Source organism: Salinicola sp. CR57 (genome assembly GCF_003206585.1).
GTDB lineage: Bacteria > Pseudomonadota > Gammaproteobacteria > Pseudomonadales > Halomonadaceae > Salinicola > Salinicola lusitanus.
This window is the reverse complement of sequence record NZ_PZJL01000011.1, coordinates 204,125-222,933: the sequence shown is the minus strand read 5'-3', so window position 1 is coordinate 222,933 and position 18,809 is coordinate 204,125. Positions and strand designations below refer to the sequence as shown.

Genomic DNA, 18,809 nt, shown 5'->3' with positions numbered 1-18,809 from the left:
CAGATTCATGATCGTCGATCTCGGATCGACGATTCCCGATAAGGAATGTCCATGCGCAAGATGAAGACCTTGGCCTTGGCCGGATCGCTGTTGCTGGCGCCGGTATTGATGACCCAGTCGGCACTGGCGGATCAAGCATCCGCCGATCGGCTGACCCACCTGCTCGAGCCGCTGAAGACCTACTCCGCGGATTTCGAGCAGCAGATCCTGGATGCCTCGGGCTCCAGCCTGCAGGACACCAGCGGCCACATGTGGCTGTCGCGCCCGGGGCATTTTCGCTGGGAAGTGAACGAGCCCTACCGGCAACTGGTCGTCTCCGACGGCAACGAAGTCTCGCTCTACGATCCCGATCTCGAGCAGGTCACGATCCAGCCGCTGGACGACCGGGTCACCCACACGCCGGCACTGCTGCTCTCCGGGAGTGCTTCCGAACTCGCCGACAACTACGATGTCACGCGACAGCAGCAGGGCGCCAGCGAGACCTTCACACTGGTACCGCAGGCCAACGACACCCTGTTCGAGCAGCTCAAGCTGACCTTCTACGGCGAGCAGCTCGATGCGCTGCAGATGACCGACAGCACCGGCCAGCGCACCGCGATCGATTTCGACAACGCGCAGACCAATGTCGATATCGATCCCGCCCAGTTCCAGTTTCAGGCCCCTGAAGGTGCCGACGTGATTCGCGAGCAGTCTCCCGCCACGCCGTGACGCCAAGCTTGCCGCTCGACTCGCCCCGCCGTGGTCTCCACGCCGGGGCGAGTGCCGTTTGACGGCAGGCGACGTCTCTCAGGAGTCGCCGTCCGCCTGCCGATCCAGCTCCTCGCGCCAGGCCTGCATCTGCTGGAAGCGTTTCTCCTGACCGTAGTCGCTGGGCTCGTAGAAGCGGGTCTGCGGCAGGTTCGGCGGCCAGCAGTCGTGGCGGCTGCCGGCCGGGTAGCCGTTGGGCTCGTTGTGGGCGTAGCGATAACCCTCGCCGTAACCCAGCGAAGACATCAACTCGGTAGGGGCATTGCGCAGATAGACCGGCACCTCCAGGTCGGGATGCTCGGCGACGAATGCCTTGGCCTGGCTCCAGGCCTGATCGATGCGGTTGCTCTTGGGGGCGATCGCCAGGTGGATCACCGCATGGGCAATGGCGCGCTGGCCCTCGTAGTCGCCCAGCCGCAGGTAGGCGTCCCAGGCGGCTATCACCAACGGCAGGGCGCGCGGATCGGCGTTGCCGACGTCCTCCGAGGCGATCGCGGCGAGGCGCCGGACGATGTCCAGCGGATCACCGCCGCCGCTGATGAATTGGGCGACATAGAGCAGCGCGGCATCGGGGCGCGAAGAGCGAACCGACTTGTGGATGGCCGACAGCACGTCGTAATAGTGCTCCCCCTGTTTGTCGAACGCCGCCGCCTGATGCCCGATCACCTCGATCACGGCGTCGCGATCGAGAATCTCGCCGTGCTCGTCGCTCTTGACGAAGTCACAGGCGGTCTCGAGCAGGCCGAGGGCGCGGCGCGCATCCCCCGATGCCGCCCTCGCCAGAATCGACAGCGTCTCGTCGCTGGCGCGGATATTGCGCCGCCCGAGGCCCAGAGTCTCGTTGCCGAGGGCGCGTTTGAGCACCGTGATCAGCTCGCTCTCGTCGAGGGCTTTCAGGACATAGACCCGGGCACGGGAGAGCAGCGCCGAGTTGACCTCGAAGGAGGGGTTTTCGGTGGTGGCGCCGATCAGCGTCAGCAGGCCGGATTCGACGTGGGGGAGCAGGGCATCCTGTTGGCTCTTGTTGAGCCGATGGATCTCGTCCAGGAAGAGAAGGGTGCGGCGATCGCGCATCTGCCCTTCGCGGGCTCGTTCCACCGCCGCCCGAATCTCCTTCACCCCCGCCATCACCGCCGACAGTTGCTCGAGCCGGGCGCCGGAGGCTTCGGCGAGAATCTCCGCCAGCGTGGTCTTGCCCACCCCGGGAGGGCCCCACAGGATCATCGAGCGTACGCTGGCGGTCTCCGCCATGCGTCGAAGCGGCTTGCCCGGACCCACCAGCGCTTGCTGGCCGATGTAGTCGTCGAGGGTGCGCGGGCGCAGACGGTAGGCGAGGGGCGCGCTGTCCGGATGCGGGTCGCCTCGGGAGGCGTCGTCGGCAAATAGGTCCATGGGGCTTCCAGGCTGGCTGACGGCAGTGGAACGGTACATTTCGCTACACTGATTCAGACGTTAGGCGTAGAGCGTTTATCGGAAAAACCGCTAGGGTAGGAAATTCTAGCGTGTCGCTGGAGGCAGGCCCAACCGATCATCGACCAAGATGTCATTCGAGGCTCGTTTGCCGGTCTCCGGCCGAGGTAATCTATGGCGTACTTCGTCGGTTCCGATGGCGGCTGTCGGGATGGCGATGCCTTCGATCACTCCAGGCAACACCGGTGGCGGACCGTCGAAACGGGTTCCGGCACCAATGTCGTCGACAGGCACTACACTAGGCTGACTAGGCGACGGACGTCACTCGACACCGCGCTTCACGGACAGGAGACTCACCATGCCCATGCTGACCCAACTGCGTCAGGACCATGCCAACATGGCGCGCCTGCTGCATGTGTTGCAACTCAAGCACAAGACACTGGCCGACGGCGAGCGTCCTGACTTCCGGCTGATTCGGGAAGTCGTGGACTATATCCTCGATTACATGAACGGATTCACGATTCCCCTCGAGCGTCTCTGCAGCGATCAACTGGCGGCTAAGGCGTCCGGCATCCATGAATTGAGCACGCGTCTGGCCGAGGATTATCAGCATCTGCACGAACAACTGATGCGTCTGTCCCAGGACCTCGACATGATCCTGATGGATGGCGTGATGCCGATGGACAGGTTCGCCGACGACCTCAAGTCCTATCTCGAAGCGCATCGGGCCTATCTGCGCGCCGAGCGGGAGGAGCTGTTCCCGCTGATTCGCGAGCATTTCGACGAGGACGATCTCGCCCGTCTCGCCGACGAGCTGCCTCCCCAGGCGGGCGCCGAGCTGGCGCGGCTGCAGGAAGCGTATCCGGAACTGTATACCGAATTTCGCGAGGCCCCTTCGCCGCTGTAGGCGTGGCGCCTCGCTTCCCTTCGCTACCTGACACCCCGGCGATCGCCACTGCGCGATCGCCGTCGCTTGCGTAGAATGGCCGCCTGGAACGAGAGGACGGGGGCAGGATGGATCGACTGCAAGCGATGCAGGTTTTCCGCGCGGTCATCGACGCCGGAAGTTTTGCCGGCGGCGCACGGCGCCTGGGCGTTTCCAATGCCATGGTCAGCAAGCAGGTTTCCCGGCTCGAGGAGATGCTGGGCGTGCGGCTGCTGGTGCGAACCACGCGGCGTCTGCAGTTGACCGCCGAGGGCGAGCGCTACCTGACCACCGTCGTTCGCCTGCTCGACGAACTTCAGGAGCTGGAGGCTGGCATCGGCGAGCAGCGCGGCGAGATTCGTGGCCGGCTGCGGCTATCCGCGCCGGTGGATTTCGGGGCGCGCTCGTTGATGCCGGCGTTGCAGGCCTTCGAGGCGGCGCATCCGGCGGTATCGCTCGACCTGGTGCTCGAGGATCGCCGCGTCGATCCGCTGGCAGAGGATTTCGACCTTGTCGTGCGAATCGGCGAGCTGGAGGATTCCAGCTTGATCGCGCGGCCCTTGATGCAGATTCCGATGCACCTCTACGCGTCGCCAGGCTATCTCCAGCGCCATGGCACGCCCCGTCATCCCCAGGAGCTTCGCGACCACCGCTGTCTGCACTACACCCTGTCGAGACATGGGCTCTACTGGCCGTTCCGGGTCGACGGCGAGATCTACCGTTTCCGGCTGCAACCGGCACTCTCCTGCAACAACGGCAGGGCGCTGATCGAGGCCGCGGTACTCGGCATGGGATTGACCTTGAAACCGGCGTCCCTGGCCGCGCCGGAAGAGCGGGCCGGGCAACTGGTGCGCGTGCTCGAGGCCTTCGAGATGCCGCCGCTCGATATCCACCTCCTGTACGCCGAACGTGATTACATGCCGGCGCGCCTGCGCGCCTTGATCGAGGCCTTGCTCGGCTATTTCGGCGACGGTCAGCCCTATGATTGACGCATTGATCTTCGATTCCGGTGTCGGTGGGCTCTCCGTCAGCGAGGAGATTCGCCGGCGGATGCCGGACTGCTCGCTGGGCTATCTTTGCGACAACGCGGCGCTACCTTACGGTACCAGGCGTGACGACTGGCTGATCGAGAGGATCGTCGCCGTCTGCGTGAGCGCGTGCGAACTGGCGCGCCCCCGCGTGCTGGTGGTGGCGTGCAATACCGCCAGCACACTGGCCCTGGCGGCATTGAGGGCGCGGCTACCGATACCAGTCATCGGCACCGTTCCGGCCATCAAGCCCGCGGCCGAAGCGTCCCGCAGCCGGACGATCGGCCTGCTTGCCACCGGAGCGACCGTCCATCGGCCATACCTGGACCGGCTGATCGCCGATCATGCACCGAATTGCCGGGTGGTGCGCGTGGCGGCCGACGCCCTGGTGATCCAGGCCGAATCCCATCTCGCGGGTAAGGCGATCGATGCCCGCGCGCTTCAGTTGGCCGTTGCGCCATTGAAAGCGGTGGCGGAACTCGATGTCGTGGTGCTGGGGTGCACGCATTTTCCGTTGCTGCGTGGGCTGCTCGAACCGCTGATGCCAGACAGGCTCTGGATCGACTCCGGGGCGGCGATCGCCCGCCGACTGAGTCAGGTGCTCGGTGACACCTGGTCGGTCCCCGCGCCGCCAGGCGAGGCGAGCGAGGCGCTCAGCTGGGCCACGGCGCCCCAGGTCCCGAGTCTGGGGCCGATTCTGAGGCGTTTCGGTTACTCGTCGCCGCTGACCCTGGAGATCACCCAGCCGGCGGTCGCCACCCCCGTTTCATGAACCATTGCGCCAATTTTGTCCGAGGATTTCTGGTTTGGTGATTTTCGATATCGACCCCTCGCGTTACGACGCCCAGCTCGAAGCCAAGCGCGAGCGCATCGAGCGTCAATTCGCTCGCTTTTCGCCACCGCCGCTGGAGGTGTTCGCCTCGCCGCCGTCCCACTACCGGATGCGCGCCGAGTTCCGTATCTGGCACGAGGGAGACGATCTTTTCTACGCGATGTTCGAGGCCGACCCGGAGGCACCGCTTCAGCGAGGCCGAGTCGCCCAGCGCGTCGTCCGTATCGACCGGTTCCCGGTCGCCAGCGAGCGCATCAACGCACTGATGCCGCGTCTGCTCGACGCGATTCGTGACGAGCCGCTGATGCGGCGCAAGCTGTTCCAGGTGGAGTTCCTCACGACCTTGAGCGGGGAAGCGCTGGTCACGATGATCTACCACAAGCCGCTGGGAGAGGAGTGGGAGGCGCGAGCCCGCGAGCTCCAGGCCCAGCTCGGGGTGTCGCTGATCGGGCGCTCCCGCAAGCAGCGGCTGGTGCTGGATCGCGACCACGTCTGGGAGCGACTCGAGGTGGATGGCCGGGAGCTCCACTATCAACAGGTCGAGAACAGCTTCACCCAGCCCAATGCCGAGATCTGCCGTGCCATGCTGCACTGGGCCCGGGACGTCACCGCCGACAGCCAGGGGGATCTGGTCGAGCTATACTGCGGCAACGGCAATTTCACGGTAGCGCTGGCGCCCAATTTCCGGCGCGTGGTCGCCACCGAGATCTCGCGGACGTCGGTCGCCTCGGCCCAGGCCAACCTCGACGCCAACGGTATCGACAACGTGCATGTGGCGCGGATGTCGGCGGAGGAGTTCGCCCTGGCGCTGAGTGGCGAGAAGCAGGGGCGACGTGTCGCCGCCATGGCGCTCGACGAGTGCGACTTCTCCACCGTGCTGGTGGACCCGCCGAGGGCAGGTCTGGACGCCGACAGCTGCGCGCCGCTGATGCGCTATTCCCGCATTGTCTACATTTCATGCAATCCCGATACGCTGGCCACCAATCTGGAGCAGCTGACCCGTACTCATCGGGTGATTCGGATGGCGCTGTTTGACCAATTCCCGTGGACGGACCACTGTGAGTGCGGGGTGCTGCTCGAGCGCTTGCCGTCGGCATGATTCGAGGGGCGGTGCCGGCCCGGAGCGGGCCATCATCGCTGCTTGTCAACTGCCGATGCGGCCAGGCAGCCCCGTCGTTGATGCATAACCGACATGTGTCATGACGAAGCTTCAATTGTGTAGGGCGCCATAGGGCGCTGACGTAAGCTTCCAGCCTATTGAATGCGGCCGCCATGTTGACGGTCGATGCCAGCCGAGGTGATAGATGCAACACGTCGCGATCGAGGGAAAAACGGAATTTCTGGAGCAGTTGCAGGAAAAACTGTCCAAGCGGCTCCCCGAGGACAAGGTCAAGCGGATCACGGCGTTCGCCGAGGATCTCTACGCCACCGCGCCTTTCGAAGAGGCTGCGGATCGGCAGCTCGATGATGTCTATGGCGCGACCCTGGCGGCCTGGCATTTCATGCGCACCTTCGATCCCGATGAAGCCAAGGTGCGCGTCTTCAATCCCAGCTTCGAATCGCACGGCTGGCAGTCGCCCCACACGGTGGTCGCCGTGCTGCATCGCGACATGCCGTTTCTGGTCGACTCGGTGCGCATGGAGCTCAACCGCCGCGGTCTCACGCTGCACGCGATTCACAATGCGGTGCTGGCGGTCGATCGCGATGCGCGCCACCACGCCACGCGAATTACCGGCACCCGGGCCAAGCAGGCCCCGGAGGCGCGTGAGTCGATCATCCTGATCGAGGTGGATCGTCATACCGACAGCGAGACACTGTCCGATCTCGAGCAGGGCTTGCGCGACGTGCTGCTGGACGTGCGGACGGCGGTCGCCGATTTCGATCCGATGTGCGACAAGGTCCGTGAGGTCATCGACGCGCTGGACGCCCACAAGCCGAGCGGTATCACCGCGGCGGATCAGAAGGAGACGGTGGCCTTCCTCAAATGGCTGCTCGACGAGCACTTCACGTTCCTCGGCTATGTCGAGAGCCGCTTCGTCGGCACTGGCAAGAAAGCGCGCAGCGAGCGGATCGATGGCAGCGAGCTCGGCGTGCTCAAGCTGGACCAGCCGCGCTACCGGGAGCCGGTGCGATTCGAGCCGGACGAAGGGGCGGCGCTGCTGCACTTCGCCAAGAGCGCCTATCATGCGCGCGTGCATCGTCCGACCTATCCCGACTACATCGCCATCACACGCTACGACGCCAAGGGCAAGGCGGTCGGCGAGTGGCGCTTCTTCGGGCTGTTCACGTCGCTGGTCTACAACGAATCGCCGCGCACCGTACCGATCCTGCGCCGCAAGGTCCAGGCGGTCATCGACGCGGCCGGGGTCAACCCGAAAGGGCACAACGGCAAGCTGCTGCTGCAGGTGCTGGAAGTTCACCCCCGCGACGATCTGTTCCAGAGTTCCACCGAGGAGCTGAGCCGGACCGCGTTCGGCATTCTCAACATCCGTGAGCGCCGGCGGGTGCGTCTTTTCATTCGCGAGGACCGGGCTGGTCAGTTCTATTCCTGCCTGGTGTTCGTGCCGCGGGATATCTTTTCGACGGACCTGCGTCTGCGCATCCAGAAACTGCTGTGCGAGGAGCTCGACGCGACCTTCGCCGACTTCAATCCCTATCTCTCGGAGTCGATCCTGGCGCGTATCCAGTTCACGCTGCGTTTCAACGGCGACAAGCCCGTCGATTTCGACAGTCGCGCGCTGGAGAAGAAGGTCATCAACCTGGCCCGCAACTGGCGCGAGGAGCTGCACGGCGCGTTGATCGAGGCGCTGGGCGAGGAGGCTGGCAACCGTCAGGCCCAGGCCTTCCGCGACGCCTTCCCCAGCAGCTACCGCGACGACTTCTCGGCACGCACCGCCGCCAACGACATCCGTCATCTCGAGGCACTCGATGAGGGTGCCCCGATCGGGGTCAGTCTCTATCACCTGGCGGAGAGCGCCGCCGGCAGCGTCAATCTCAAGCTCTACCATCAGGATACGCCGATCCCGCTCTCCGACATGCTGCCGGTGCTCGAGAATCTGGGGCTGCGGGTGATCAGCGAGCGGCCCTACCGTATCGCCAGCGGCCAGCAGACCTACTGGATTCACGATTTCACCTTCGAGTATCGCGGCGCGGGCGATGTCGACCTGGGCGACATGCGCGACAACTTCATCGACGCCTTCTCCAGGATCTGGGTCGGTGATGCGGAGAACGATACCTACAACCGGTTGATCATCGGTGCCGATCTGGAGTGGCGCCAGGTCGCCGTGCTGCGCGCCTACGCGCGCTACATGAAGCAGCTGCGGATCGGGCTTTCGCAGGCCTACATCGCCAACACGCTGGCGGCCCATGCCGACATCACCCGAGGGCTCTCGCGGCTGTTCACGCTGCGCTTCTCCCCCGAGCTCGAGTCTCGTGAAGCGCAGTGCCAGAGCTGCATCGACGAACTCAACGCCATGCTCGATCAGGTCGCCAGCCTCAACGACGATCTGTTGCTGCGCCGCTACGTCGACCTGATCCTGGCGACCGTTCGTACCAATTTCTTCCAGCCACGCGAAGATGGCAGCGCCAAGGAGTACATCTCGTTCAAGCTGGAGCCGAGCAAGGTGCCCGGCATGCCCAAGCCGCGGCCGATGTTCGAGGTCTTCGTCTATTCGCCAAGGATGGAGGGCGTCCATCTGCGCGGTGGCAAGGTGGCCCGGGGCGGCCTGCGCTGGTCGGACCGCAACGAGGATTTCCGCACCGAGATCCTGGGGCTGATGAAGGCGCAGCAGGTCAAGAACTCGGTCATCGTCCCGGTCGGCGCCAAAGGTGGCTTCATCTGCAAGCGCATGCCGGAAAACGCCGATCGCGACGCGATCCAGGCCGAGGGGGTCGAGTGTTACCGGATCCTGATCCGCGGCCTGCTGGACATCACCGACAATCTCGACGGCACCACGATCGTCCCGCCGCGCACCGTGGTACGCCACGATCCGGACGATCCCTACCTGGTGGTGGCGGCGGATAAGGGCACGGCGACCTTCTCCGACTACGCCAACGCGATCTCGATCGAGTACGACTTCTGGCTGCGTGACGCCTTCGCTTCCGGTGGCGCCCAGGGCTACGACCACAAGGGAATGGCGATCACCGCTCGCGGCGCCTGGGAGTCGGTCAAGCGTCACTTCCGGGAGATGGGCCTTAATACCCAGAAGGAGACTTTCAGCGTACTCGGCATCGGCGACATGGCCGGCGATGTCTTCGGCAACGGCATGCTGCTGTCGGACAAGATCCTGCTGGTGGGCGCTTTCAACCACCGGCACATCTTCGTCGACCCGAATCCCGACGCCGCCAAGTCCTTCGCCGAGCGCAAGCGTCTGTTTGCGCAGCCGCGCTCGAGCTGGTCGGACTACGACGAGAAGCTGATCTCGGAAGGCGGCGGCGTCTTCTCCCGCGATGCCAAGTCGATCGCCATCTCGGCGCCGATGAAGAAGGTCTTCGGCATCAAGGCAGACAAACTGTCGCCCAACGACCTGATCAACGCGATGCTCAAATCCAAGGTCGATCTGATCTGGAACGGCGGCATCGGCACCTACGTCAAGGCCGCCAGCGAGAGCCACGCCGATGTCGGCGACAAGGCCAACGACGGTCTGCGCATCGATGGCCGCGAGCTCAACTGCCGTGTGGTCGGTGAGGGCGGCAACCTGGGGCTGACTCAGCGTGGTCGGATGGAGGCTGCGGAGAAGGGGATTCGCGTCAACACCGACTTCATCGATAACGCCGGCGGCGTCAACTGCTCGGATCACGAGGTCAATATCAAGATCCTGCTCGACGGTATCGTCCAGCGTGGCGACATGACCGAGAAGCAGCGCAACCAGTTGCTGGTCGAGATGACGCAGGAGGTGGGTGAACTGGTCGTGCGGGACAACTACCGCCAGACCCAGGCGCTGTCGCTCTCCGAGCTGCAATCGAAGGAGGGGTTGGGGCCGTACCGCCGGTTCATCAACGAGCTGGAGGCGGCCGGCAGTCTCGACCGGGAGCTCGAGTTCCTGCCGAGCGACGAGCAGTTGATCGAGCGCAGCAACAACGACGGCGGGCTCACGCTGCCGGAGTTGAGCGTGCTGATCTCCTACGCCAAGAGCACGCTCAAGAGCGATCTGATCGCGACGGAGCTGCCCTCCGATTTGCCGTTGCAGCAGCACGTGACGAGAGCGTTCCCCGAGACGCTGGCGGAACGCTATCCGGAGGACCTTTACCAGCACCGCCTCAAGCGTGAGATCGTGGCGACCCAGATCGCCAACGATCTGGTCGACCACATGGGCATCACCTTCGTGCGCCAGTTGCGCGACTCCACCGGCGCATCGCGGGTCGAGATCGCCCAGGCCTATGTCATCGCCCGCGATAGTTTCGGCTTGAACCAGCTATGGGAACAGATCGAGGCGCTGGATTATCGTGTCGACAGCCAGACCCAGTACGCCATGATGCTCGACCTGATGCGGCTGTTGCGTCGGGCGACACGCTGGTTCCTGCGTCACAGGGGCTCGCTCGGCGTCAAGGAGTGCGTCGAGCAGTATGCTCCCCAGCTGGCACAGCTGCAGGAAGATATCGGCAACCGCCTCAGTGGCGACGAGCGTGAAGCCTGGAGCCAGCGCCGGGATGCGCTGGTCAAGGCGAAGGTGCCGGAAGGTCTGGCATCGATCGTTGCCGCCGCTTCCAGCCTCTATGCCGGACTGGGGATCATCCAGGCGGCGCGGACCAGTGGTGAGAAGATCCAGCGGGTCGCGGAGACCTACTACACGATCGGCCAACGGCTGGAGCTGCCGCGGATGATGCAGCAGATCAACAGCTTGGAAGTGCGGGACAGCTGGCAGGCTCAGGCGCGGGAAACGTTCCGCGACGACCTCGATCGCCAGCAGTTGGCGCTGACGGTCAAGGTACTGGGCATGTCGGATGCCCCGCGCGAGATCGAACCCCGGGTCGAGCACTGGCAGGAGTTGCACTCGCCACTATTCGATCGCTGGAATGCCCTGTTGGTAGAGATCGACTCGGGCTCCCAGATCAGCTTTCCGCTGGTCGCCGTGGCCATCCGGGAACTGGTCGACCTTGCCGAGAGCGAAAGCGAGGGCTAAGGTGGCCTGCAGGCCGGGCGGCAGCCATGTCGCCCGGCATCGATGCACTGCCTCGTCGGTTACCACGTCGGCGAGGCAATGCATCCGCTATTCAGCACGGAGGCGCTCTCCCAGGCCTTTTAAGGTGCCTCGGGGAGCGTCTCTGTTATGCTTCGGCTCCGATTCGGTCGCAGAGTGCAGAGAGAGGCCCCATGAAGTATCGCGCGTTTTCCACCCTTATCTTGGCCGTCGGTGTCGCCACCGCGCTGCCCGCCGTGGCGCAGAGTGAGGCGCTCAAACAGGCACAGGCCGCAGCCGCCAAGGTCGACCTGACCAGCTTCTTCAAGTCCAGCTCCGATGCCCGCAGCCAGAGCTTCTTCTTCGGTGGCGTGCAGCAGCACCCGTTCACCGTCGACGAGGCCGGACGCTACCGCTTCACCAGTTCGACCCTGCCGGGCGAATCCCAGGACTACCGCATCAAGGCCACGCTGATCGACGCCAATGGCAACGTCCTGGCCAAGAGCAGCGGGCTTGGCAACACCGGCGGTCTGGAGATGGAGCAGCGGCTCGAGCCGGGCAACTACACGCTGCAGGTCTCGGGGCAGAAGTTCGGCAGCACCAAGACCGGCGGTAACAGCTTCAACATTCAGGTCGATGCGCTGGACGCCAGTGGCAAGGTGATCACCGCAGACCAGGGCGGGGTCGACAACGGTGGTGGCATCATGTTCGGTGGTCCCGGCAGCAGCGGCCGCACCACCGCCTTCGTCGACGACAAGGACGATGTGGCGACGCTCAGCGCGCCGGGACGTGAAGCGGCCGGTGCGGTTGCCGGTGGCGCGGCCGCTGGCACCAGCGAAGCCGCACCCAAGGGCCCCGACTTCGGCACCGCCAATACCGGCTCGGCGGCCAAGCCGGCGACGGCCGGGCAGGCCAGCGCGCCGACCGGTGCCTCCGCCCGCGAGCGTCAGCAGGCGCCGCTGCCGAGCAGCTTCGACGAGATCGTCTCCGACATCAAAGTGCTGCAGCAGGGCGAAGTGCTCACCTTCGATGTTGCCCAGGCCGGTACGGTCTCCGTCACCAGCTCGACCTTCCCCGGTCACGAAGGCAGCTTCCGCCTTCAGGCCAAGGTGCTCGACGCCGATGGTCGCACGGTGGCCAGTGACGAGGGCTCGCTGGCCGATGGCAACTTCGATATCAAGACCGAGCTCCAGCCCGGCCGCTATCGGGTCTGGGTCAAGGGCCAGCGGTTCGGCTCGGCGATGAACTCGGTCAACAACTATACCCTGCGCGTACAGCAGCTCGATTCACGGTAACCCACGTCTCTTCGCGGCACGATACCCGGCGCCTCGGCGCCGGGTTCGTCGTTCATGGACAGGGAAACCTCTCCACGGCGTGCGAGTCGTCCGCCGCGAGTTCGTCCCGAGACGCCAAGGTGGGATATACTCCTCCGCCGTCACGGATTCCCTTTGTTACCGACGAGACTTCCCATGTACGCCCTCGTTCGTTCGCTGTTGTTTCGGCTGGAGCCGGAAACCGCACACCGCCTGACGCTGACCGCGCTGGATAGTGTCCATCGTGCCCGTCTGTCCGGCCTGCTGAGCGATACCTACGTCGCTTCCACGGCCGTCGACGTGATGGGGCTGACTTTCCCCAATCGGGTGGGTTTGGCTGCCGGGCTGGACAAAAACGCCGATCATCTCGATGCACTCGGCGCGCTGGGTTTTGGCTTCGTCGAGGTCGGCACCGTCACGCCCAAGCCTCAGCTGGGGAATCCCAAGCCGCGCCTGTTCCGGCTGACCGGACCGCAAGCGATCATCAATCGAATGGGGTTCAACAACGCCGGGGTCGATCACCTGGTCGCCAATGTCCGCCGCAGTCGCTACAACGGGGTCATCGGCATCAACATCGGCAAGAACCTGACCACGCCGGTCGAGCGGGCGGTGGACGATTACGTGACGTGCCTGCGCAAGGCGCATCAGGCGGCGCACTACATCACGGTGAATATCTCCTCGCCCAACACGCCGGGGCTGCGCAGCCTGCAGTTCGGTGACCATCTCGATACGCTGCTGAGCGCCTTGAAGGCCGAGGTGACCAGGCTCGACGCCGAGCACGGGCGCCGCGTACCGCTGGCGGTCAAGATCGCCCCGGACATGACACTGGACGAGATGGCGCTGGTGGCCAATACCCTGCAGGCCAACGATATCGATGGCGTGATCGCGACCAATACCACCGTATCGCGCGAGCACGTGACCGGCATGCCCCATGCTCATGAGGCCGGCGGTCTCTCGGGCGCGCCGCTGTTCGCCAGTTCCACGGCGGTGGTCCGGGAGTTGAGACGGCTGTTGCCGAGCATCCCGATCATTGGCGCAGGCGGGATCGACAGCGGGGTTCGCGCGAGCGAGAAGTGCCAGGCGGGCGCCGACCTGGTGCAACTTTATACGGGCTTCATCTATCGCGGACCCGAATTGATCGGTGAGTGTGTGCGAGCGACGCAGCCCGAGGGGCGAGTTCGCCAATGACACCGTGAGCGGCGGTGTCCGGGGGAGGGCTCGAAACCGATGGACCCATAAAAAGGCCCACCAGTGGCAGGCCTTGAGATACCGAAATGACACCAACTTGCATAACGACTATGTCATGACCGTAGGGTTCTTGTGGATACCCGAGACGCCTGTCATACCGGCCCATTGGTCTCCGCGACCCTCACGCCAACCACTCATCCAGTTTTCGCGCAGATTCACATCCTGGCTCGGACATTCGTCGCGTGAGCGACCGACGACCCCCGCCTTGTAGCCGTGGAGAAATGCCCGCTGGTTGCGATCACGTTTCTGTCGTTTCATCGTGTAGTAGCCTCTTGTCAGAACAAGTGCATCTTCTGAGGAAAACTACAGCCAGTCGGGCGGCATCGAGCCAAATCCGACCAACTGCCCGCGAAAACGTCCGGACAGGCAAACCGCATGCGTTGTTTCGTAGCTACGAGTGTTAGCTTTAGTCGAAATGAGAAACGATGTCGATAGGCGTTTTGTCATAAAAGCCTCTCTTCACTGCATTCACAGGAATATGACCGCTCCATAACGGTCGGATGACGCCGCCATGAAAGACGATAACTCCCTGTTAAGCCTTCATATCACCTGCCCCTGGGGGATCGAAGCCCTGCTGGCCGAAGAGGTCGTCGAACTGGGCGGCGAGATACAAAAAACTACTGTCGCCGGCCTCCATGCATTGGCCGATCGAGCGACGGCGTACCGGATCTGTCTCTGGTCGCGATTGGCGAACCGGGTGATCCTGACGCTGGGGCGAGAGACGAATTGCGAAGCGCCGGCGTCGATCGTCGAAGCGGTCAGGAGCCTGCCCTGGACGCGGGTGCTCAAACCGGGGCAGACGCTGGCGGTGGATTTCCATGGCCAGTCTCCCGCCATCCGGCATACGCGCTTCGGCGCACAGGTGGTCAAGGATGGCGTGGTCGACGCGCTGCGCGCGGCAGGCTGGGAACGCCCGGACATCGCTCCGCGCGACGCGGACGTCAGGCTGTTCGCGCATCTCCACAAGGGGCAACTGCTGGTCGGCATCGACCTGGTGGGAGCGAGCCTGCACCAGCGGGGTTATCGTCGTGACTCGGGGCATGCGCCGCTCAAGGAGAATCTCGCCGCGGCATTGCTGATGCGAGCCGACTGGCCGGCGCGGGCCCGGCGTGGCGAGCCGCTCGTCGATCCGATGTGCGGTGCCGGCACGCTGCTGATCGAAGCGGCGATGATGGCGGCCGACATGGCACCACAACTGAATCGGGAACGATTTGCCTTCGAGACCCTGGCCGACTTCGATGCCGAGGCCTGGCATGTCCTGCAGCGGGAGGCACAGGCTCGCGCCAACGTCGGTCGGCGCCGGGCCCGATCGAGCCTGTTCGGCCTGGATCAGAGTCCACAGGCGATCAGCGCGGCGAGGAGTAACGCCATGCGTGCCGGCATCCCCGCCTTGATCACGCTGGCCGGCGGCTCGGTGAAGGCGCTCGAATGCCCGGCCGAAATCCGGGCGGAGGAGGGCAGGACCGGGCTGGTAATGACCAACCCGCCCTACGGCGAGCGGCTGGGCGAACTGCCCGAGCTGGTCGCGCTCTACAGTGATCTCGGTGAACGGATGCGTCGCCAGTTTCCGGGCTGGCAGCTGGCACTGTTCACGGGCAACCCGGACTTGGGGCATCGGCTCGGGCTGCGGGCACACAAGCAGTACGCGTTCAAGAACGGTCCGCTCGACTGCAAGCTGCTGCTGATCGATATCGCCGCCCAGGGGGCTCTGGCCGAGGAGCGTGAACCGTCGCGTCCGGCGCCGCGGGGGAGCGTGCTGAGCGAGGGGGCGCAGATGTTCGCCAACCGCTTGCAGAAGAATCGCAAGCGGCTGAACAAGTGGCTGAAGCAGTCCGGGGAGTCCTGCTATCGACTCTACGATGCCGACATGCCGGAGTATGCGCTGGCTATCGACGTCTACGGGCATCAGGTCCACGTCCAGGAGTACGCGGCACCCAAATCGATCGATCCGGGCAAGGCGCAGCGCCGCCTGATGGATGCATTGAGCGCGATTCCAGTTGCCTTGGACGTTCGGCCCGAGCAGATCCACTACAAGCAGCGCGAGCGTCAGAGCGGCAAGGCGCAGTATCGCAAGCAGGGCGACAGCGGCGACCGTTTCGTGGTTACGGAGGGCACGGCCAAGCTGTGGGTGAACCTCAAGGACTACCTCGATACCGGCCTGTTTCTGGATCACCGGCCGGTACGGCGTCTCCTGGCCGAGAAGGCGGGCGGCAAGCGCTTTCTGAACCTGTTCTGCTACACCGGCACGGCGACGGTGCAGGCCGCGTTGGGCGGCGCCGGCGACAGCGTCAGCGTTGACCTGTCGAACACCTACCTGGAGTGGGCGAAGGACAATTTTCTCTTGAACAAGCTCGATCCCGGCCGGCATCGGGTCGTGCGCGACGACTGCCTGCGCTGGCTGGAGACGGCGGGCGGGGAGTTCGATCTGATCTTCATGGATCCGCCGACCTTCTCCAACTCCAAGCGGATGGAGGGCACGTTGGACATCCAGCGCGACCATGCCCGCCTGATCGAGCTGGCCATGGCGCGCCTGGCCCCGGCGGGAGAGCTGATCTTCTCCAACAATCAGCAGCGGTTCAGCCTGGATGCCTCATTGGCGACGCGCTATCGGGTCGAGGAGATCACCGCTCAGACCTATGACCCGGACTTCACCCGGCGGGCCAACCTGCATCACTGTTTCCGTATCCGCCACGCGGGCTGACACGTCGGACTCGTGTTCAGTCAAGTAGCGACAGCTGGGCCACGGCCTGCCGTCCTTCGGGGGTATCGTCCTCGGCCTCCAGCACCTTGCGGTAACCGCGCGCCGTCTGTATGTGCGAGAGGTCGTCGAGCCACATCATGGCCTGATCGTAGCTGTCGGCGACGGCATGCTTGAGGCCGCCGTACTGGGTGCCGATCTGGCCCCAGGCGCGACTGTAGATCCAGTCGCCAAACATGTCCTGGTGCAGATGGACCAGGACGTAGTCATGCTCACTTTCCCAACGGACGATCACGCGGACTCCTGCTGCTTGGTGCTCATCGCTTGTTCATCGCGAATGGCCGGCCTAATATGGCTGCGCCGAGCGTCGCGGCTCAATAATTCCGCGACGCGCCCGACGTCAGGCGCCATTGTAAAGCAAGCCCCGTAGAAATCGACGCCGGTGTCGATGTGCAAGGCGTGAATCGCGATGTTGTCTGGTCCCCGCTGACGCCGGGCTCGAACGAAACAAGAGGGTAGTCATGCGCATCCTGGTGGACGAGAACATTCCGCTGGCGGAAGAATTCTTCGGCGAGTTGGGTGAAGTCACGCGCCAGCCTGGCCGCGAGATGACCGCGGCCACTCTTCGTGGCCACGACGTCCTGGTGGTCCGCTCGATCACGCAGGTGGATCACGCGCTGCTGGAGGGCGCGGACAAGCTGAAGTTCGTTGGCACCTGCACGATCGGCACCGATCACATCGATACCAGCCTGCTGGCCGAGCGCAATATCGGTTTCGCCAGTGCCCCGGGCAGCAACGCCGAATCCGTTGTCGACTACGTGCTCTCGAGTCTGCTGCTGCTGTCCGAGGAGGACGGGTTCTCGCTTTCCGGCAAGACCGTCGGAATCGTCGGTGCCGGCAACGTCGGCGGTCGCCTGGCGGCGCGGCTGGACAATCTGGACGTCGACTGTCTGATCTGCGATCCGCCGCGTGCCGAGGCCGAAGGGCGGGAGGATTTTGTCGACCTTGACACGATGATCGAGCGGGCCGACATCATCTGCCTGCACACGCCGTTGGTGGCCGCTGGCGAGCATGCCACCCATCACCTCATGGATCGTCGACGCATCGACGCCCTCGGGCCGGGCACGGTGCTGGTCAATGCCGGGCGTGGCGACTGCCTCGATGGCGACGCCCTGCGCGAGCGTCTCGAGAGTCAAGGCGATCTGCGCACGGTCCTCGATGTGTGGGAACACGAGCCCGGCATCGATGAGGTGCTGTTCGAGCTGGTCGATATCGGGACGCCTCACATCGCCGGCTACAGCGTCGACGGCAAGATGCTGGGCACCGAGATGATCTATCAGGCCGTGATGCGACACTTCGGCCTGCCGGCGCGCAAGAAGCTCGGCCAGCTCAAGCCCGACCCTTGGTTGCGCAAGATCGTCCTGCACAGCTGGACGCCGCCGCTGGAGGCACTGTCGCTCTGTGCCCGGGCCTGCTACGACGTGCGCCGGGACATGCTGGCGTTCGATCGTTACCGTCGGCGACTGGGCATGGCGGCGGGATTCGATGCCTACCGACGCGAATATCCTCCCCGCCGTGAATTCCAGACGCTGCGGGTCGAACTGAAGAAGAACAAGGGCGGCCTGCGCGACGCCCTGGAGGGCTTCGGCTTCAGCGTCAAGCTCGGCAAGTAGCCGAGTCCGGAGAGCGCCGCCGCTGGAGGACTCGGCTCAGGCGCTCCCCGCTTCCTCATCTGTCGGTATCCTCACGCTTGGCCATCCGGTGGCCATCCTCGCTGGCGCCCAGTTTCCAGTAACTCGAAATGTACATCGCTCGCTTGTCCACCCCGCGATCCTCGATCAGGTGGCGACGCAGCTTGCGCATGGCGGAAAACTCGCAGGCGACCCAGATTCCCGGGACGCCCGGAAGCCAGTCGAACTCGCGCAGGGCCGCGACGAGACGGTCGCTGTCGCTGCCCGGGTGCGGGTTGATCAGCCAGTTGATCCGCATGCCGTGGGGCAGGTCGAACCACTGGATATCCGCTTCGCTGGTCACTTCGATGATGGCGTACCCACTGGCCTCCGGGGGCAGGCGCTCCAGGTTGGCACCGATCGCCGGCAGCGACGTCATGTCGCCGACCAGCAGATACCAGTCGGCTTCTTCCGGCAGGCGTTTCACGGAGCCCGGGCCACCGATCAGAATCGTGTCGCCCGGTTGCGCCGCTGCCGCCCAAGTCGCGGCCGGGCCGCCATCCTCGTGCAGTACGACGTCAACGTCGATCTCGCCGGGGCGCTGGCGGCGAACGGTATAGGTGCGCGGCACGGTGCGGGGCTTGCCTTGGCCATCTTCGCCGTCAGGCACCATCAGTTTGACGTAGGCGCTCTCCTGATCGTCGGGAAATTCGGTCATCCCTTCTCCACCGAACGTCAGCCGTAGCATGTGGGGCGTGATGAGTTGGCGGTTCAAGACGGTGTAAGGTCTGGGGGCGGGTTTGGGCATCGGGACTCTCG

The 18,809-nt window shown here is 64.5% G+C and carries 14 protein-coding genes; 10 read left to right on the top strand and 4 right to left on the bottom strand.

The genetic code is table 11. The features are described from left to right. The first annotated feature begins 51 nt into the window (after nucleotides 1-51). Entirely contained in the window at nucleotides 52-708 is a 657-nt protein-coding gene (lolA, locus tag DOM56_RS16450) for an outer membrane lipoprotein chaperone LolA (RefSeq protein ID WP_110600771.1), read from the top strand. 78 nt (nucleotides 709-786) lie between these two features. Here lolA and DOM56_RS16445 read toward each other — a convergent pair whose 3' ends face one another. After that, nucleotides 787-2,139, bottom strand: a complete 1,353-nt coding sequence (locus tag DOM56_RS16445; RefSeq protein ID WP_110710133.1) for a replication-associated recombination protein A — start codon at nucleotides 2,137-2,139, stop codon at nucleotides 787-789. Between the two features lie 382 nt (nucleotides 2,140-2,521). On the opposite strand from DOM56_RS16445, the gene DOM56_RS16440 reads away from it, so the two are divergent. The 7 genes from DOM56_RS16440 (at nucleotide 2,522) to DOM56_RS16410 (ending at nucleotide 13,562) form a co-directional block, all read left to right on the top strand. Beyond that, entirely contained in the window at nucleotides 2,522-3,064 is a 543-nt protein-coding gene (locus tag DOM56_RS16440; protein ID WP_110710241.1) for a hemerythrin domain-containing protein, read from the top strand. A 107-nt stretch (nucleotides 3,065-3,171) separates the two neighbouring features. Next, nucleotides 3,172-4,071 (top strand): LysR family transcriptional regulator, encoded by a 900-nt coding sequence (locus tag DOM56_RS16435; RefSeq protein ID WP_110600773.1) that lies wholly within the window; start codon nucleotides 3,172-3,174, stop codon nucleotides 4,069-4,071. Then, nucleotides 4,064-4,882, top strand: coding sequence for a glutamate racemase (gene murI, locus DOM56_RS16430; RefSeq protein WP_110710132.1), 819 nt, complete (start codon nucleotides 4,064-4,066; stop codon nucleotides 4,880-4,882). Before DOM56_RS16435 ends, murI begins: the two co-directional genes overlap by 8 nt. A 34-nt stretch (nucleotides 4,883-4,916) precedes the next feature. After that, complete coding sequence (gene trmA, locus DOM56_RS16425; RefSeq protein ID WP_110710131.1) at nucleotides 4,917-6,041, top strand: tRNA (uridine(54)-C5)-methyltransferase TrmA; 1,125 nt, start codon at nucleotides 4,917-4,919, stop codon at nucleotides 6,039-6,041. A 205-nt stretch (nucleotides 6,042-6,246) separates the two neighbouring features. Further along, nucleotides 6,247-11,064 carry an NAD-glutamate dehydrogenase gene (locus tag DOM56_RS16420; protein ID WP_110710130.1) on the top strand — a complete coding sequence of 1,606 codons (4,818 nt, stop codon included), beginning with the start codon at nucleotides 6,247-6,249 and terminating at the stop codon, nucleotides 11,062-11,064. 191 nt (nucleotides 11,065-11,255) lie between these two features. After that, nucleotides 11,256-12,356 carry a hypothetical protein gene (locus tag DOM56_RS16415; protein ID WP_110710129.1) on the top strand — a complete coding sequence of 367 codons (1,101 nt, stop codon included), beginning with the start codon at nucleotides 11,256-11,258 and terminating at the stop codon, nucleotides 12,354-12,356. A gap of 174 nt (nucleotides 12,357-12,530) precedes the next feature. Beyond that, nucleotides 12,531-13,562, top strand: coding sequence for a quinone-dependent dihydroorotate dehydrogenase (locus DOM56_RS16410; protein WP_110710128.1), 1,032 nt, complete (start codon nucleotides 12,531-12,533; stop codon nucleotides 13,560-13,562). A 108-nt stretch (nucleotides 13,563-13,670) separates the two neighbouring features. Here the strand turns inward: DOM56_RS16410 and rmf are convergent, their stop codons facing one another. Next, nucleotides 13,671-13,880: a ribosome modulation factor gene (rmf, locus tag DOM56_RS16405; protein WP_110600781.1), complete on the bottom strand. Its 210-nt coding sequence runs from the start codon at nucleotides 13,878-13,880 to the stop codon at nucleotides 13,671-13,673. A gap of 253 nt (nucleotides 13,881-14,133) precedes the next feature. On the opposite strand from rmf, the gene rlmKL reads away from it, so the two are divergent. Beyond that, nucleotides 14,134-16,323 carry a bifunctional 23S rRNA (guanine(2069)-N(7))-methyltransferase RlmK/23S rRNA (guanine(2445)-N(2))-methyltransferase RlmL gene (gene rlmKL / locus DOM56_RS16400; RefSeq protein ID WP_110710127.1) on the top strand — a complete coding sequence of 730 codons (2,190 nt, stop codon included), beginning with the start codon at nucleotides 14,134-14,136 and terminating at the stop codon, nucleotides 16,321-16,323. A gap of 16 nt (nucleotides 16,324-16,339) precedes the next feature. Here the strand turns inward: rlmKL and DOM56_RS16395 are convergent, their stop codons facing one another. Then, the gene (locus DOM56_RS16395; RefSeq protein ID WP_110600785.1) at nucleotides 16,340-16,615 is read right to left on the bottom strand and encodes a WGR domain-containing protein; all 276 of its coding nucleotides are present in this window, start codon (nucleotides 16,613-16,615) and stop codon (nucleotides 16,340-16,342) included. 226 nt (nucleotides 16,616-16,841) lie between these two features. Between DOM56_RS16395 and pdxB the strand changes: the two genes are divergently transcribed. Next, entirely contained in the window at nucleotides 16,842-17,993 is a 1,152-nt protein-coding gene (gene pdxB, locus DOM56_RS16390) for a 4-phosphoerythronate dehydrogenase PdxB (RefSeq protein WP_110710126.1), read from the top strand. A 55-nt stretch (nucleotides 17,994-18,048) separates the two neighbouring features. Here the strand turns inward: pdxB and DOM56_RS16385 are convergent, their stop codons facing one another. Continuing rightward, nucleotides 18,049-18,798: a siderophore-interacting protein gene (locus tag DOM56_RS16385; RefSeq protein WP_110710125.1), complete on the bottom strand. Its 750-nt coding sequence runs from the start codon at nucleotides 18,796-18,798 to the stop codon at nucleotides 18,049-18,051. Nucleotides 18,799-18,809 lie beyond the last annotated feature (11 nt).